We start from the raw sequence: 15787 nt of genomic DNA on the forward strand, positions 1-15787 counted from the left end.
AGCGACTGCTTGCCGACATTTGGCCTTGGCGAACGCAATCGTGCGGCCGTGCCTTTGCGGCGTTCGGCGGGAAGGGCAAGCGGAGTCTTTCGCCGCGCCGGCGCTGCACGGATCAGATGCGGTGTCTTCAGAACCTCTCCGGCATCGTTCTGGACAGACCCGTGCCACGGTCCGTTGTTCCGCACCTTCGATCGCTCGAGGTCTGCGGCGCGATGCCGGGGCTGGCGCGGCATGACGATCGGGGCTGGGAAGTTCGTTGGACGATCGTCTAGCGCGCGGCGCGCTTTCGGCCAGGATCGGCGAGTTCGATCCAGGTGGGGGCGTGGTCGCTGGTCTTTTCCCAGCTGCGCACCTCTCGATCGACGCCAGCGGCGGTGAGGCGCGGCGCCAGCGAGGGGCTGAGCAGCAGGTGGTCAATGCGTAACCCGGCGTTGCGCCCCCAGGCGTTCCGGAAATAATCCCAGAAGGTGTAGATCGTCTCTTCGGGATGGAGATGGCGCAGCGAATCCGTCCAGCCCTGCGCCAGCAAGGCGGCGTAGCGGTCGCGTATCTCGGGCGCGAAGAGCGCGTCCTCCTGCCAGCGTTCGGGCTTGTACACATCCTGCTCGGTCGGCATCACGTTGAAGTCGCCAAGCAGGATCACCGGGGCGCCGCTGGCCAGCAGGGCGGCGGCATGATCAATCAATCGGTCGAACCAGGCGAGCTTATATTCGAACTTGGGACCGGGGCGGGGATTGCCGTTCGGCAGGTACAGCGCCGCGACGAGAACGCCGTTCACCGCCGCCTCCAGATAGCGGCTTTGCGAGGGATCGGGATCATTGGGGAGGCCCCGCCGCATTTCGTGAATCGATCCAACGCGGCTGAGGATCGCGACGCCGTTCCAGCTTTTCTGGCCGTGCCAGAGCGCCTGATATCCAAGGTTCGCCAGCGGCGCTTCGGGGAAGCGTTCGTCCGGTGCCTTCAGCTCCTGCAGCGCCACGATGTCTGGCGCGGTGTCCTCCAGCCAGCGGAGCAGCACGGGAAGGCGGCCGTTGACGCCGTTCACATTGTACGTGGCGATCTTCAGGCCGGCTCTCCGCGAAGGCTGGTGTCCGCGCGTGCGGGCCGGCGACGGTCTGCCGGCCCGGCCGGTATATCAGGCGCCGGCGCGTTCGCCACGCAGCAGGCGACCGGGCGTGCGGCCGGTCCATTGCCCCTGCTGGAAGGTCGGTACGCCGGACTTTACCGTCCAGCGATAGCCGCGCGGCTGCTGCAGCAGGCGGGTGCCGCCGGCGGGCAGATCCTGCACGATTTCCGGCGGCGCGAGTTGCAGGTCATCCAGCGCGATGACGTTGAGATCGGCGAGGAGCCCGGGCGCCAGCACGCCGCGATCGTGCCAGCCGACGTGGCGCGCATTACGCTGTGTATAGCCCTGGACCAGCCGTTCCAGCGGCGTGCTGAGGCCGGACTTGCTGCCGCGCGACCAGAGCGCGATCGTGGTGGTCGGGAAGCTGCCGTCGCAGATCGTGCCGCAATGCGCGCCGCCATCGGACAGGCCATAGAGCACGTGATCGCCAGTCATCATGCCGTGCACGTCATCAAGGTTGCCACGGGCATAGTTGATCAGCGGCATGTAGAGCAGGCGCCGGCCGCCTTCCTCCATCAGCGCATCATAGACGTACGCCGCGGGATCGATGCCGGCGCGGACGGCCTCGGCAGCGATCGACTGGCTCTCGTGCGGTTCGTAGTCGACCGGATCGGTCATGCGGAACATGCGCGAGAAACCGCGCGTGATGAGGGCGATGAAGCCTTCGCTGGCGTGGAAGCCGGCATGTTCGGCGAGGATCGCGGCGCGTACGTCGGGATCGGCGAGCGCCTGAAGGCGGGCATCGATGCTGGCGCTCTCAGCGGCGATGCGGCGGTAAGTGGGGGCGACCACGAAGGGGTTGGTGGTCGAGGCGAAGGAGAGGATCGCGCCGATCGGGCGGGGCGCGACCTGAGCGCTGACCGGCAGGCCATCGGCGACCATCGCGTCAATCTCGCGATAGATGCTCTTCCACCGGTCGGGCGCGTCGTCGGTCTGCTGAACGGTGAAGGAGACGCGGCGGCCGCTGGTCTGCGCAAGGCGACGGATCAGCTGCAGCTCGGCGGCGGCGAAATCATCGTCGGCGGTGAGATACGCGTCCGAAATCAGCTGGATGACGCCCTTGCCCGTTTTGCGCAGGGCAGCGGCGATGCCGAGCAGTTCGGGATCCTCGGCGGTGAGCGTGCCGATGTTGAGCCCGTCGCGGCTGCGGTGCGCATGCGTGCGCGAGGTGGAAAAGCCGAGCGCGCCCGCCTCCATCGCCTCCGCGGTGAGATGCGCCATGCGGTCGACCTCGCCGGCGGTGGGGCGTTCCATATGGTCGCCGCCGCGATCGCCCATGACGTACGCACGCAAGGCCGCGTGCGGCATGTGCGCGCCGAGATCGATCGTATATTCCCGCGCGCTCAAGGCATTGAGATAATCGGGGAAACTTTCCCAATTCCACGTCAGCCCCTCCGCCAGAGCGGTGCCGGGGATATCCTCCACGCCCTCCAGGAGTTGGATCAGCCAGCCATGCTTGTCGGCGCGGGCGGGCGCGAAGCCGACGCCGCAATTGCCCATGGCGGCGGAGGTGACACCGTTGATGGAAGAGGGGGCGAGCACATTGTCCCAGGAGACCTGGCCATCATAATGGGTGTGGATGTCGACAAAGCCGGGGGTGACGATGCAGCCATCCGCGTCGATCGTCTCGCGTGCGGGGCCGGATACCTCGCCCACGGCGACGATCGTGTCGCCCTGTACCGCGACGTTGCCGCGGAAGCGCGGGGCGCCCGTGCCGTCGACGATGGTGCCGTTCTTGACAAGCAGGTCGTACATGGGGGGACTCCTAGGTCATGGTCCGTTCGTGGCCGACGTCGTGCTCTGTTCCCCGGCGAAGGCCGGGGTTCAGTTGGGGGACGTATTTGGCGTGTCGTGCCGTCATCAGCGCTTTCCGATCTGGGCCCCGGCCTTCGCCGGGGAACTGCTCTTGCTGAACAGGTCGGATTTTATGGGAAGGTTGAGGATTCGGGCAGCGTCAACGGGCGTGGCGATCGGACGACCGGCCTCTTTCGCCAAGGCCACCACCTCGGCGATCAGCGCCAGATTGCCCGGCTGACGCTCGCCGCCGAAATCCTCCAGCCCGACGCGGACATGGCCGCCGCGCTCGATCGCGAGCCTGGCGAGGCCCGTCTCGACCACGCAGTCGCCGATCGCGGCGACGGCCCAGGGAAGCGAGGAGCCCTCCAGCATCTCGAGATAAGCGTCGAGCGCCTTTTCGGTCGGGGGCAGGCCGAAGGTGACGTTGCTGCGCTTGCCATCGAGGAAATTGTAGCGGCCGCCGAAATAGAGCTTCACAAAGGCGCCCGCGGGCAGCTTCCCGGCCTGTTCATAGGCGAGCGTGGTGCGCAGCCAACCGGGCTCGTAGATGGCGATGGCGGGGCCTAGTCGCTCCTGATCGTGCAGGTCGGCGAGCCAGGCGATGTCGCGATAGGTGGTGGCGTAAAGCACCGACGCGCCCGGCACGCCATCCGCGCCATGCGTGCCGAGGTTCACGGAGCCGGGATCGAACGCGCCCATCCGCACGCCAGCGCGGGCGAGGCCGCGGTAATGACCGAAGCGCGCCTCAACATCGGGGCCGGTGGCGACGGTTCCCCAGAGGATCGCGTCGGGCCGTTGTTCGAGGATCGGCGCGTAGGCCGCCATGTAGCGATCAACCGCGGCGTCGCCGGTCATGTCCATCCGCTCGATATGCGTGTGGATGATCGCGGCGCCGGCCTCCATCGCGGCGAGCGCCTCAGTGGTGAGTTCCGCCGGGGTGATCGGCGCCTTGGGGTTGCGGGACTTGGGGGTGGCGCCGTTCAGCGCGGCCTCGATGATGAGGGGGGTCATGTTGGACCCGCCGCAAGCCAAAGAGGAGCTGTCATCCCCGCCTTGAGCCGGGATCCAAGGTGCTGCGAGCGCCGTAGCTGGAAGAGCGAGCGACAGCGGTCGCTGACAGATGGATCCCGGCTCAAGGCCGGGATGACGGAGGATGTGAGGCGCCGCTCCGCCTCAGGCAACATCCGGACGGAGGGACGCGACCGGTGCCCGGACGTCATCAACTTCGTCACGCCGGGCTTGTCGCGACATCTACGATGCAGCGCTTCGTCAGCGTGGGAGTTTGCGGCGCGCTGGGCGCCGGCACAGGACCGGGATGACGGAGCATATCTGGTGGTGCGTAGCATTCTATGCCGCGATCGCTTCCGGCGTGGGGGCCGGCTGCCGCCCGCGGATCAGCTTGCCCGGCAGCGCGTCGGTCGGCGCGCCATCCTTGTAGATCACCTGGCCCGACTTGATCGTCGCGAGGTAGCCGACCGCCTTTTGCATCAGGCGGCGGGCGCCGGTGGGGAGATCGTACACCATGTACGGCTTGCCGAGTTCGAGCGCGTCGAAGTCGATCACGTTGACGTCCGCCAGATAGCCGGGGGCGAGCAGGCCGCGATCATCGAGGCCGACCGCCCTGGCCGTATCGAGGGTCTGCTGCTTCACCGTTTCGGCCAGATCGAGCCGGGGACCGCGCGTGCGATCGCGGCACCAGTGGGTCAGCATGAAGGTGGGGAGGCTGACGTCGCAGATCGCGCCGACATGCGCGCCGCCATCGGACAGGCCCGACAGCGTATTCGGATTGGTGATCATCGCGTGCACGTTGTCGAGGTTGCCCTCAACGTAATTGTGCATCGGGAAGAAGAGGAAGGCGCGGCCCTCATCCTCCAGCAGCGCGTCATAAACGAGTTCGTCGGGGTGGACGCCCAGCCGCTCGGCCTCGGCGGCGAGGCTGGTCGAGGGATCGGGCTCGTAGTCGACGCGGGTCCCGATGCGGAACATCTTGTGCTGCGCGCCGGCGACCGAATTGACGAAGGGATGATCCTTCTCCGGCATCTCGGCGATCAGGCGCGCGCGATATTCGGGATCGCGCATCCGGGCGACCTTTTCCGCCAGCGGCAGATCAGCAATCTCGCGATAGCTTGGCCGGCTGATAAAGGGGTGGACCGAGCCTTGAAGGCCGAGCATCAGACCGACCGGGCGACCGGCGATCTGCGCCTTCAAGGGATAGCCCTCGGCGACGGAAGCATCGAGCCGCTTGGTCAACTCCCGCCACTGGTTCGGCACCACATCGGCCTGGACCATCGAGAAACTGAGCGGCTGGCCGGCGATCCTGGTCAGATCGCGGACGAGGCTGAATTCCTCGTCCATTTCCTGGAAATCGGACACCCATTGCAGGACGCCCGAGCCGGCATCGGCGATACCGCGGGCGATCGCCTCCATTTCCTCGCGCGCGGCGCGGACGGTGGGGGTGAGATCCCCGTCGGCGGTGCGGTGAACCATGGTGCGGGTCGTGGAAAAGCCGAGCGCGCCGGCGCGAATCGCGTCCGCGGTGAGGCGGCGCATTTCCTCATTCTCCTCCGGCGTGGCGGGATCGCGGTTCGCGCCGCGCTCGCCCATGACATAGACGCGCAAGGCGCCGTGCGGCACCTGAACGGCGACGTCGATGTCGTGCGGCAGCCGGTCGATGGCATCCATATATTCGCCGAAGCTCTCCCACTGCCAGGACAGCCCTTCGTGCAGCGCGGCGCCGGGAATGTCCTCAACGCCCTCCATCAGGCGAATCAGCGTGTCGTGATCCTGCGGACGGACGGGCGCGAAGCCGACGCCGCAATTGCCGACGACCACGGTGGTCGCGCCGAGCGTGGAGGAAGGATCCATGCGCGAGGCCCAGGTGATCTGGCCATCGTAATGGGTGTGGATATCGACCCAGCCGGGGGTGACGAGCTTGTCCGTCGCGTCGATCTCGCGCCTTGCCGCGCCGGACACCGCGCCCACTGCGACGATGCGATCGCCGGTGATCGCCACGTCGCCCCGATAGGGGGCCGAGCCCGATCCATCGACGATCGTGCCGCCCCGAATAATCAGGTCGTACATCGCACCTCTCCATTGTTCGTCTTTTGCCGGTGATGGTGACTTCCGCGCGGGGCTGAGGCAAGGAGATTCGAACGAGTGACTTAGGAGCGGGCAATGGCGACGACAGCAGTGGCGGGGGCAGTTGAGCGGGTGAACGAGAGCGACGTGCTGGAGGGCCTGTTGCGCGAACGACGCTCCGTGCGCGGGTTCAAGAAGGATCCGGTGCCGGCCGAGTTGCTGGAGCGCGTGCTCGATATGGCGCAGCTCGCGCCCTCCAATTGCAACGTTCAGCCGTGGACGGCGCATGTCGTGTCCGGCGATGCAGCCGAGCGGATGCGCACCGTGCTGCATGATGCGGCGAAGACCGGGACCAAGATCACGCCGGACTTTCCGCTGACCGGCGCCTATCCGGGCCATTATCGCGGGCGGCAGATCGATGCGGCCAAGGCGCTGTTCGCCGCCACCAACGTGGCGCGCGAGGATGTCGCGGCGCGCACCGAATCGTTCCTGCGCAACTTCCGCTTCTTCGATGCGCCGCACGCCATGTTCCTGTTCATCCCGGCCTGGGCGGGGATGCGCGAGGCGGCGGATTGCGGCATGTATGCGCAGTCGTTCATGCTGGCGTTGACGGCCAACGGGCTCGCCTCCTGCGCGCAAGGGGCGCTGAGCCACCATGCCGAGATCGTCCACCGCGAGCTGGGCGTGGGCGATGACCAGAAGCTCTTGTTCGGCATCGCTTTTGGCTATGAGGATGCGGAGCACCCGGCGAATACGGCCCGCACGGTGCGCGATCGGGATCATGTGCTGCACGGGTGAGGGGCCGATTTGGGCGATCGCCTTTGTGGTTCCCGCGCAGGCGGGAACCTATTGGCGCTGACCTTTGCTTCTCTCGGGAGCTCTGCTGCTTCTCTCGGGAGCTCTGCGCGTATGGATCCCCGCCTTCGCCGGGATGACGGGGTGGGTGCTGATGGCGGCCGAAGTCGCTGTGTCATCCCGGACTGGATCCGGGATCCATGTCTCCGCAGGCACTGTCGTCTGCCCCTCCGACTCCGCAGTACGCGGCGACTTGGATCCCGGCGCAAGGGCGGGATGACGTTGGTGGGGGGGTGATGCTTCCCCTTTCCCCCGGTATCGCAAGTGACTATGGCGACTGTTCAACCGATGACACCTGCAACGCCCCTCCTGCCGCCAGCCGACTGGCGGGACTTCCTTGCGCTTACCAAGCCGCGCGTGCTCACGCTTGTCGTCTTCACGGGGCTGTGCGGGATGCTGGCGGCGCCGGTTTCGATCCATCCGGTGCTGGGCTTCACCGCGATCCTGTGCATCGCGCTGGGTGCGGGCGCGGCGGGAACCCTCAACCAATGGTATGAGGCCGATCTCGACGCGATGATGAAGCGCACCGCGGCGCGGCCGCTGCCCGCCGGGCGGATGGACAAGCAGTCGGCGCTGCATTTCGGCGTGGGGCTGGGCGCCTTTTCGGTCATTCTGATGGGGCTGGCGCTGAACCTTGCCGCAGCCGCGATCCTGACCATTTCGATCCTGTTCTACGTCCTCATCTACACCGTGTGGCTGAAGCGGCGGACGCCGCAGAACATCGTGATCGGCGGGGCGGCCGGCGCCTTTCCGCCGCTGATCGGCTGGGCCGCGGCGACGGGCGAGGTCGCGGTGCTGCCGCTGTTGCTGTTCATGCTGGTGTTCCTGTGGACGCCGCCGCACTTCTGGGCGCTCGCGCTGTTCGTGAAGACCGATTACGCCAATGCCGGCGTGCCGATGCTGCCGGTGGTCGCCGGCGAAAAGGTGACGCGGCGGCAGATCGGGCTCTACACGGTGCCGATGGCGCTGGCGGCGGTGGCGCCATGGCCGCTGGGGCTGACGGGGCCGATCTATGGCGTGGCCTCGTTGCTGCTGACCGGCTGGTTCGGCGTGCTGGCGCTGCGCGTCGCGACCCGCACGACGGGCACGGATGACGCCATGCTGCCGGAAAAGGCGCTGTTCAAATATTCGATCCTGTACCTTTTCGTGGTGTTCGGGGCGTTGGTGGTCGATCGGTGGATGGCATGAGGCAGGACGAGGAAGATCTGGTGCGGCGGCGGCAGAAGAGCCGCGCGATCGTGATGGCGGTTCTGCTGGGTGCCTTTGTGATCCTCGTCTTCGCCATCTCGCTGGTGAAGATCCAGCAGGGCATCGCGGCGCGATGATCCGGGTGTTTTCCAGCAAGGGGCGCACCGCCGCCTTTGCCGTGCTGAGCATCTTCTTCATGACCGGCCTCGCCTTTGCCAGCGTGCCGCTGTACCGCCTGTTCTGCCAGGTGACTGGCTTTGCCGGCACGACGCAGCGCGGCGCGGCGGCGCCGGGCGCGGTGAACGCGCAGATGAAGGTCGATTTCGACGCCAACACCAACACCCGCCTGCCGTGGCGCTTCTCCGCCGAGCAATCGAGCCAGACGGTGGCGGTCGGCGCCCGCAGCATGGCCTTCTTCAACGCGACGAATCGCGCGGCGACCGACATCACCGGGACGGCGACGTTCAACGTGACGCCCGAGCAGGCCGGCAAATATTTCACCAAGATCGAATGTTTCTGCTTCACCCAGCAGACGCTGAAGGCGGGCGAGAGCATGCGCATGCCCGTCATCTATTACGTCGATCCGAAAATCCTTGAGGATCCCGACACGCGGGATATCGAGACGATCACGCTCAGCTACACGTTTTACCCGGTAGATTCCGACAAGGCGGCGAGTTAAGCGGACGAAAATTCGAGTTTCTATAGGGGAAGAGCCCGATGGCCGGCGCCAAGAACCACGACTACCATATTCTGCCTCCCGATCCTTGGCCCATGATCAGCTCCTTTTCGGCGCTGGCGATGGCCTCCGGCGCCATCATGTGGATGCACGGCGGGCACGTGGGCAAGCCGAACGGCGGCGGGTTCCTGTTCTTCGCCGGCCTGGCGGCGGTGCTGTTCTCGATGTTCTGCTGGTGGCGCAACGTCATCAAGGAAGCGCATGCGGGCGATCACACGCCGGTGGTGCAGCTGCATTTCCGCTATGGCATGATCCTGTTCATCGCTTCCGAAGTGATGTTCTTCGTGGGCTGGTTCTGGGCCTATTTCGACTTCGCCCTCTTCCCCGATGCGATTGCCTTCGTCGACGGCGCGGTCGAGCGGGCGAGCGAAACGGCGGCGATCGCGGCGCAGTGGCCGCCCAAGGGCCTCGAAGTCATCAACGCCTTCGAACTGCCGCTGCTCAACACGCTGATCCTGCTGACCTCGGGCACCACCGTGACCTGGGCGCACCATGCGCTGATTCACGATCAGCGTGGCGGCGAGAAGCGCGGCCTGTGGGGCATGATCGGCGTGGGCGATCGCGATGGCGTGCTGAAGGGCCTGTGGCTGACGGTCGTTCTCGGCCTGATCTTCAGCTTCATCCAGGCCTATGAATACATGCACGCGCCATTCCCGTTCAAGGGCATCAACTATGGCGCGTCCTTCTTCATGGCGACCGGCTTCCACGGTTTCCACGTGATCGTTGGGACGATCTTCCTGATCGTCTGCCTGATCCGCGCCTATAAGGGGGACTTCACGCCCAAGCAGCATTTCGGCTTCGAAGCGGCAGCCTGGTACTGGCACTTCGTTGACGTCGTGTGGCTGTTCCTGTTCGTCTCCATCTACATCTGGGGCGGCTGGGGCGCGCCGGTCCACGGCGGCTGATCGAAGTGACTGACGAGACGGGCGCGGCTCTCCACAAGGGGGAGCCGCGCCCTTTCGATTGCGGGGTAAAGGGTTTGTGCCCGCGCTGCGGCGCCCCCGACCTGTTTGCCGGGTTGATCCGGTTCGCCGACCGATGCCGCGCCTGCGGGCTCGACATCGCGGCCTTCAATGTCGGCGACGGGCCGGCCGCGTTCCTGACGCTCATCCTCGGCACGCTGGTGACGATCGGTGCCATTGCTTTGGAGCTGAGCGTCTCGCCCCCTCTGTGGCTTCAGATGCTGATCTGGACACCGGTGACGCTGGGCGGCGTGCTGCTGAGCCTGCGCATCGCGAAGGGCTGGCTGCTCGCGCTGGAATATCGCAACCGCGCCGCGGAAGGCCGGATCCGCCGATGAAGCGCATTCCCGTTCTGCCGACGATCCTGGTGGTCGTGGCCGTGGCCGTGATGATCACGTTGGGGCTGTGGCAGGGGCTGGTGCGCCTGCCCGAGAAGGAAGCGCAGCTGGCGCAGCTTGCCGCCAATCCGGCGCAGCCGCCGGTCGCCTTTCCGAGGGCACCGGACGATCGCCTGCTGTTCCGCCGCAGCGCGGCCCTGTGCCGCGAAGTGAACGGGATCAGCCGGGCCGGGGCGGGCAGCGCTGGCTATCGCCTGATCGCCGAATGCCGGACGGACGCGGGCGGACGGGCGATCAAGGTGCAGCTTGGCACGACGCGCGATCCGTTCAAGGAAGTGCGCTGGACGGGCGGCGCGGTGCGCGGCTGGATCAGCCACGCGCCGGATGCGACGCCGATGATCTCCCGCCTGTTCCGCCGCGTGCCGCAGGAAATGCTGCTGGTGGCTGACACGCCGGCGGCGGGGCTGGCGGCCAATACGCGGCCCGATGTCGGCCTCGTGCCGAACAATCACCTGGCCTATGCCGGGCAATGGCTGTTTTTCGCGGGGCTGGCCGGCGTGATCTATGTCGTGGCGCTGCGGCGGCGAATGGGGCGTTGAAGGCGCTTATTCTTGAAGAGGCCGTGCTGTAGCGCGGGGGAGCGCTTTCGACACGGGGGAACATGCTCGACGCGAAGGGGAGTGGGCCGGCGACCTCCTTTTATTTTGACTTCACCTCAGGGTCGAGGCGCTGGCCCAAGTACTGCGACAGTAAACACCGCGCGCCGCCCTCCACCCGTATCTTGTGTGAGGCCTTTGCGAAACTCTCTGGCTGCCACAGGAGCTGCGTCATCCCAGTCTTGTGCCGGGATCCAGTGGCCCGCGAACTGAACGGCGGGTGTGTTTGCGGCACCCTGGATGCCGGGACAAGCCCGGCATGACGAAGTGGGTGGTGCGAAGCTTGCGCGCGTCGTCCGGGGAGCTCGCCACCTGAGCGCTCTACATCCCCGCAGGCGTGCTTTGCGTGCCGGGTGCAAATGGAAGAGCGGTGTTGCTGCCTCGGCGTGATGCCCCGGCCTTCGACCTGGAGGCGCATCGGGGTGATCGAGCCGGCTTTCCCGCGCGATCAAGGCCGGCTTTGGCGCGCGATAGCCAGGCGTGGTTGTATCCGGCGGGCGGCGCAGCTAACCGGCACGTCCATGCGCTATATCAGCACCCGTGGAGCCGCCCCGACCCTCGATTTTCGCGGCGCGACGCTGACCGGGCTCGCGTCGGACGGCGGGCTCTATGTGCCGGAGACGTGGCCGACGCTGTCGCGTGACGAGATCGCTGGCATGGCCGGCCTGTCCTATGTCGACACGGCGGTGGCGGTGATGGCGCCGTTCGTGGGCGAGGCGCTGAGCCGTGAGGAGCTGCGCGCGCTGTGTGAGCAGGCGTACGGGCGGTTCGCGCATGCCGCCGTCACGCCGCTGAAGCAGCTCGATCATGATCAATGGCTGCTGGAATTGTTCCATGGCCCGACGCTGGCGTTCAAGGACGTGGCGCTGCAGCTGCTGGGCCTGCTGTTCGAACGGTTCCTGACCGGCGACAGTGAGGGGCCGCTGACGATCGTCGGTGCGACCAGCGGCGACACCGGCTCCGCCGCGATCGATGCGGTGGCGGGCCGCGCGAACATCGACATCTTCATGCTCCATCCCGCCGGGCGGGTGAGCGAGGTGCAGCGGCGGCAGATGACGACGGTGCGCGCGCCGAACGTCCACAATATCGCAATCCGCGGCGATTTCGACACGGCGCAGGCGCTGGTGAAGGCGATGTTCAACGATGCGGCATTCTCGCGCCGTTTCCGCCTGAGCGCGGTGAACTCCATCAACTGGGCCCGCCTGATGGCGCAGGTGGTGTATTATTTCTACGCCGCCGTCCGGCTGGGCGCACCGGAGCGCGAGATCGCGTTCAGCGTGCCGACCGGCAATTTCGGTGACGTGTTCGCCGGCTATGTCGCGGCCAAGATGGGGCTACCGGTAGCGCGGCTGGTGGTCGCCACCAACGTCAACGACATCCTTCATCGTGCGCTATCCGCCGGGGATTATTCCTCGGCTGAGGTCGTGCCGACCGCCACCCCGTCGATGGACATTCAGGTGTCTTCCAACTTCGAGCGGCTGCTGTTCGACCTTGGCGGGCGTGACGGCGTGGCGCTGGCGGGGCAGATGAGCGGATTCGAGGCGAGCAAGGCGATGCGGCTGACGGAAGCGCAGCACAGCGGCGCGGCGACTCACCTGATCAGCGCCAGCGTCGATGGCGATGGCATGGCCGGCGCGATGCGCTGGGCGCACGAACATGCCAATGAGACGATCGATCCGCACACGGCGATCGCGCTGGCCGCGGCGCGGCGGCAGAAGCTGGACGTGCCGATGGTGACGCTGGCGACGGCGCACCCGGCGAAATTTCCGGAAGCGGTGGAGCGTGCGACGGGCCTCAGCCCCTCGTTGCCGTCGCGCGTCGGCGACCTGTTCGAGCGCGAGGAAGCGTTCGACACATTGGACGCTACCTTTGCGGCGGTAAGTGACTATATCGCCGGGCGCGCCACGCCCCGGAGCTAGCGCTTAACTCTCACCCGTTCGTCCCAAGCTTGTCGAAGGCGCGTCACACACGGCACCGATTGGGGCACGTGCTTCGACAAGCTCAGCACCGACGGGGATTGTGACGCCGTCCCGATTTTTCACTAGAGACCTGACATGCCATCCCCCCGCCGTACCTTTGCGATCATCTCGCACCCTGACGCCGGCAAGACGACGCTGACTGAGAAGCTGCTGTACGTCGGCGGCGCGATCCACCTGGCGGGCGAGGTGAAGGCGCGTGGGGCAAACCGGCGTGCCCGATCCGACTGGATGAAGATCGAGCAACAGCGCGGCATCTCCGTCACGTCCTCCGTGATGACGTTCGAGAAGGACGGCGTGTTCTTCAACCTGCTCGATACGCCGGGCCACGAGGATTTCAGCGAGGACACGTACCGCACGCTGACCGCGGTCGATTCCGCCGTCATGGTGATCGACGCGGCCCGCGGCATCGAGGCGCAGACGCGCAAGCTGTTCGAGGTGTGCCGACTGCGCAACGTGCCGATCATCACCTTTGTCAACAAGGTGGACCGCGAGGGGCGCTCTCCGTTCGAGCTGCTGGACGAGATCGCCGACGTGCTGGCGCTGGACGTGTGCCCGATGAGCTGGCCGGTGGGCATGGGCGGCACGTTCGAGGGCATATTGGATCTCAAGACCAATCGCATCAGCCGCCCCGATGGCGACAGCCGCACCTTCCAGGGTCGGACCGAGGAAGCGCCCGCGCTGCCGGAGCAGGTCGCCGAGGAGATCGAGCTCGCGCAGGCCGGCTATGCCGCGTTCGATGGTGAAGCCTATCGCGCCGGCGACCTGACGCCGGTCTATTTCGGGTCGGCGCTGAAGGATTTCGGCCCGGCGGAGCTGATCGCGGCGCTGGCCGCTTATGCGCCGCCGCCGCGCCCGCAGCCGGCCGAGCCGGCGCCCGTCGATCCGGGCGAGAAGGACGTGACCGGCTTCGTCTTCAAGGTGCAGGCGAACATGGATCCGCAGCATCGCGACCGGATCGCGTTCATGCGGCTGTGCTCGGGCACGTTCAAGCGCGGCATGAAGCTGACGCCGACCGGACACGGCAAACCGATCGCGGTGCATTCGCCGATCCTTTTCTTCGCGCAGGACCGCGAGATCGCCGACGAGGCGTTTCCGGGCGACATCATCGGCATCCCCAATCACGGTACGTTGCGGGTCGGCGATACGCTGAGCGAGCGGCCCGGGGTGCGGATTACTGGCCTGCCGAACTTCGCGCCGGAGATCCTGCGGCGCGTGGCGCTGAAGGATCCGACCAAGACGAAGCAGCTGCGCAAGGCGCTGGACGATCTGTCCGAAGAAGGCGTGATCCAGGTGTTCTATCCGGAGATCGGGTCGAACTGGATCATCGGCGTGGTCGGGCAGCTGCAGCTCGACGTTCTGCTGTCGCGGCTGGAGGCGGAATATAAGGTGGGCGCGAATCTGGAGGCGTCGCCGTTCGACACCGCGCGCTGGATTTCCGCGGAGGACCCCGCGGCGCTGAAGGACTTCATGGACCTGAACCGTGGCGCGCTGGCCAAGGATCGCGACGGCAACCCGGTGTTCCTCGCCAAGAGCGCGTGGGAAGTGGGCTATATCGCCGATCGCTATTCCAAGGTGCGGTTCGCGGCGACGCGCGAGCGGTGATCAGTCCACTGCCGTCATTCCCGCGGAGGCGGGAATCCAGACGCGCATGTCTTCGCAAGAGTCGCCACGCTAGCGTTTATGGATCCCCGCCTTCGCGGGGATGACGATGATGGATGGGATAGGGTAGGAGGTCCCATGGCCGAACGCTTTGAACGACATCGCCAGCCCTGGCGCCCGGACGAGATCCAGAAGCTGCACACGCTCGCCAAGAAAGGCATGGCGCTGAAGGCGATTGCCAAGGCGCTGACCCGAAGCGAGGAATCGGTGAAGGAGCAGGCGAAGAAGGACGGGCTGTCGATCGCCAAGCTGCACTAGGCTGTATCGCCATTCCGTCCATACCGGCCTGAGCGACATGCCGGCAGAGCCTGAAGGCCCCTCCCATGACCGACTATGACGCAATCGTGCTGGGCGCCGGCGCGGCGGGGCTGATGTGCGCCGCCGTGGCGGGGCAGCGCGGGCGGCGCGTGCTGGTGATCGATCATGCCGAAAGGGCCGGCAAGAAGATCCTGATCTCCGGCGGCGGCCGGTGCAATTTCACCAACATCGGCACCGCGCCCGACAGGTTCCTGTCGGCCAATCCGCATTTCGCGCGCTCCGCGCTCGCCCGGTACACGCCGGCGGACTTCCTGGCGCTGGTCGAGCGCTACGGCATCGCCTGGCATGAGAAGACGCTGGGGCAGTTGTTCTGCGATGGCTCTGCGCGGCAGATCGTCGCCATGCTGCTGGACGAATGCGACCAGGGGCATGTCGATATCGCGCTGGGGCAGGCGATCGGTGCGGTCGATCACGCCGACGGGCGGTTTCGCGTGACCTATGGCGGCCGGGAAGCCAGCGCCGCGGCGCTGGTGATCGCGACGGGCGGGCCTTCGATCCCCAAGATGGGGGCAACCGGCTTCGCTTACGATCTGGCACGGCGCTTCGGGCTTAAAGTGGTGGAGCCGCGGCCGGCGCTGGTGCCGCTGACGCTCAGCGGGGAGGATCCGTTCCGCGCTCTGGCGGGGGTCGCGACCGAGGTGGTAGCCCGCAGCAACAAGGCGCAGTTTCGCGAGGCGATGCTGTTCACGCATCGCGGGCTTTCCGGGCCGGCGGTGCTGCAGGTGTCCTCATACTGGCGGCATGGCGAGCCGATCACGGTGGATCTGCTGCCGGGGCATGACGAGGGGTGGCTACGCGCCGCCAAGCGCGCGACGCCGCGTGCGGGGGTGACGAAGCTGCTGGCGGGCGCGATGCCGCAGCGGCTGGCCGACGCGCTGGCGCAGCAACTGGGCGTCGGCGGCGAGCTGGCGAACCTGCCCGATGCGAAGCTCGCCGCCGCGGAGCAGCGGCTGGCGGCGTGGCGCTTCGAGCCGAACGGCAGCGAGGGATTCGGCAAGGCCGAGGTGACGGTCGGCGGGGTATCCACCGCGGACCTGTCGTCGCAGACGATGGAGGCGCGGCGAGTGCCGGGGCTGCACGTGATCGGCGAGGCGG

The 15787-nt window shown here is 66.8% G+C and carries 15 protein-coding genes; 11 read left to right on the top strand and 4 right to left on the bottom strand.

The window, feature by feature from the left end; genetic code table 11:
* Window positions 1-268 precede the first annotated feature (268 nt).
* From xth to AX702_RS09760, 4 genes are all read right to left on the bottom strand, one after another.
* Window positions 269-1066 (bottom strand): exodeoxyribonuclease III, encoded by a 798-nt coding sequence (gene xth, locus AX702_RS09745; RefSeq protein ID WP_066778863.1) that lies wholly within the window; start codon window positions 1064-1066, stop codon window positions 269-271.
* A gap of 69 nt (window positions 1067-1135) precedes the next feature.
* Window positions 1136-2881 (bottom strand): N-acyl-D-amino-acid deacylase family protein, encoded by a 1746-nt coding sequence (locus AX702_RS09750; protein ID WP_066778864.1) that lies wholly within the window; start codon window positions 2879-2881, stop codon window positions 1136-1138.
* A gap of 105 nt (window positions 2882-2986) precedes the next feature.
* On the bottom strand, window positions 2987-3934 hold the full coding sequence (locus AX702_RS09755) for a 3-keto-5-aminohexanoate cleavage protein (RefSeq protein ID WP_066778866.1): 948 nt from the start codon (window positions 3932-3934) through the stop codon (window positions 2987-2989).
* Between the two features lie 336 nt (window positions 3935-4270).
* Window positions 4271-6004 (bottom strand): N-acyl-D-amino-acid deacylase family protein, encoded by a 1734-nt coding sequence (locus AX702_RS09760; RefSeq protein WP_066778868.1) that lies wholly within the window; start codon window positions 6002-6004, stop codon window positions 4271-4273.
* Between the two features lie 93 nt (window positions 6005-6097).
* Between AX702_RS09760 and AX702_RS09765 the strand changes: the two genes are divergently transcribed.
* The 11 genes from AX702_RS09765 to AX702_RS09810 all read left to right on the top strand — a co-directional run.
* Window positions 6098-6799: a nitroreductase family protein gene (locus AX702_RS09765; protein ID WP_082746185.1), complete on the top strand. Its 702-nt coding sequence runs from the start codon at window positions 6098-6100 to the stop codon at window positions 6797-6799.
* Between the two features lie 345 nt (window positions 6800-7144).
* Window positions 7145-8044, top strand: a complete 900-nt coding sequence (locus AX702_RS09770; RefSeq protein WP_066778870.1) for a heme o synthase — start codon at window positions 7145-7147, stop codon at window positions 8042-8044.
* Window positions 8041-8181, top strand: a complete 141-nt coding sequence (locus tag AX702_RS22510; protein WP_177179079.1) for a hypothetical protein — start codon at window positions 8041-8043, stop codon at window positions 8179-8181. The genes AX702_RS09770 and AX702_RS22510 overlap by 4 nt, the downstream gene beginning before the upstream one ends.
* Window positions 8178-8723, top strand: a complete 546-nt coding sequence (locus AX702_RS09775; protein ID WP_066778872.1) for a cytochrome c oxidase assembly protein — start codon at window positions 8178-8180, stop codon at window positions 8721-8723. Before AX702_RS22510 ends, AX702_RS09775 begins: the two co-directional genes overlap by 4 nt.
* A gap of 38 nt (window positions 8724-8761) precedes the next feature.
* Window positions 8762-9685, top strand: a complete 924-nt coding sequence (locus AX702_RS09780) for a cytochrome c oxidase subunit 3 (RefSeq protein WP_066778874.1) — start codon at window positions 8762-8764, stop codon at window positions 9683-9685.
* A gap of 5 nt (window positions 9686-9690) precedes the next feature.
* Window positions 9691-10080, top strand: coding sequence for a DUF983 domain-containing protein (locus tag AX702_RS09785; RefSeq protein ID WP_066778875.1), 390 nt, complete (start codon window positions 9691-9693; stop codon window positions 10078-10080).
* Window positions 10077-10679, top strand: a complete 603-nt coding sequence (locus tag AX702_RS09790; RefSeq protein ID WP_066778876.1) for an SURF1 family cytochrome oxidase biogenesis protein — start codon at window positions 10077-10079, stop codon at window positions 10677-10679. Before AX702_RS09785 ends, AX702_RS09790 begins: the two co-directional genes overlap by 4 nt.
* A 578-nt stretch (window positions 10680-11257) precedes the next feature.
* Entirely contained in the window at window positions 11258-12655 is a 1398-nt protein-coding gene (gene thrC, locus AX702_RS09795; protein ID WP_066778877.1) for a threonine synthase, read from the top strand.
* A 135-nt stretch (window positions 12656-12790) separates the two neighbouring features.
* Window positions 12791-14317 carry a peptide chain release factor 3 gene (locus AX702_RS09800; protein WP_066778878.1) on the top strand — a complete coding sequence of 509 codons (1527 nt, stop codon included), beginning with the start codon at window positions 12791-12793 and terminating at the stop codon, window positions 14315-14317.
* A 135-nt stretch (window positions 14318-14452) separates the two neighbouring features.
* Window positions 14453-14632 carry a hypothetical protein gene (locus tag AX702_RS09805; protein ID WP_066778880.1) on the top strand — a complete coding sequence of 60 codons (180 nt, stop codon included), beginning with the start codon at window positions 14453-14455 and terminating at the stop codon, window positions 14630-14632.
* 65 nt (window positions 14633-14697) lie between these two features.
* A partial coding sequence (locus AX702_RS09810) for an NAD(P)/FAD-dependent oxidoreductase (RefSeq protein ID WP_156455432.1) occupies window positions 14698-15787 on the top strand: 1090 nt, incomplete at its 3' end.

This window comes from Sphingomonas sp. CCH5-D11, assembly GCF_001557395.1.
Lineage (GTDB): Bacteria > Pseudomonadota > Alphaproteobacteria > Sphingomonadales > Sphingomonadaceae > Sphingomonas.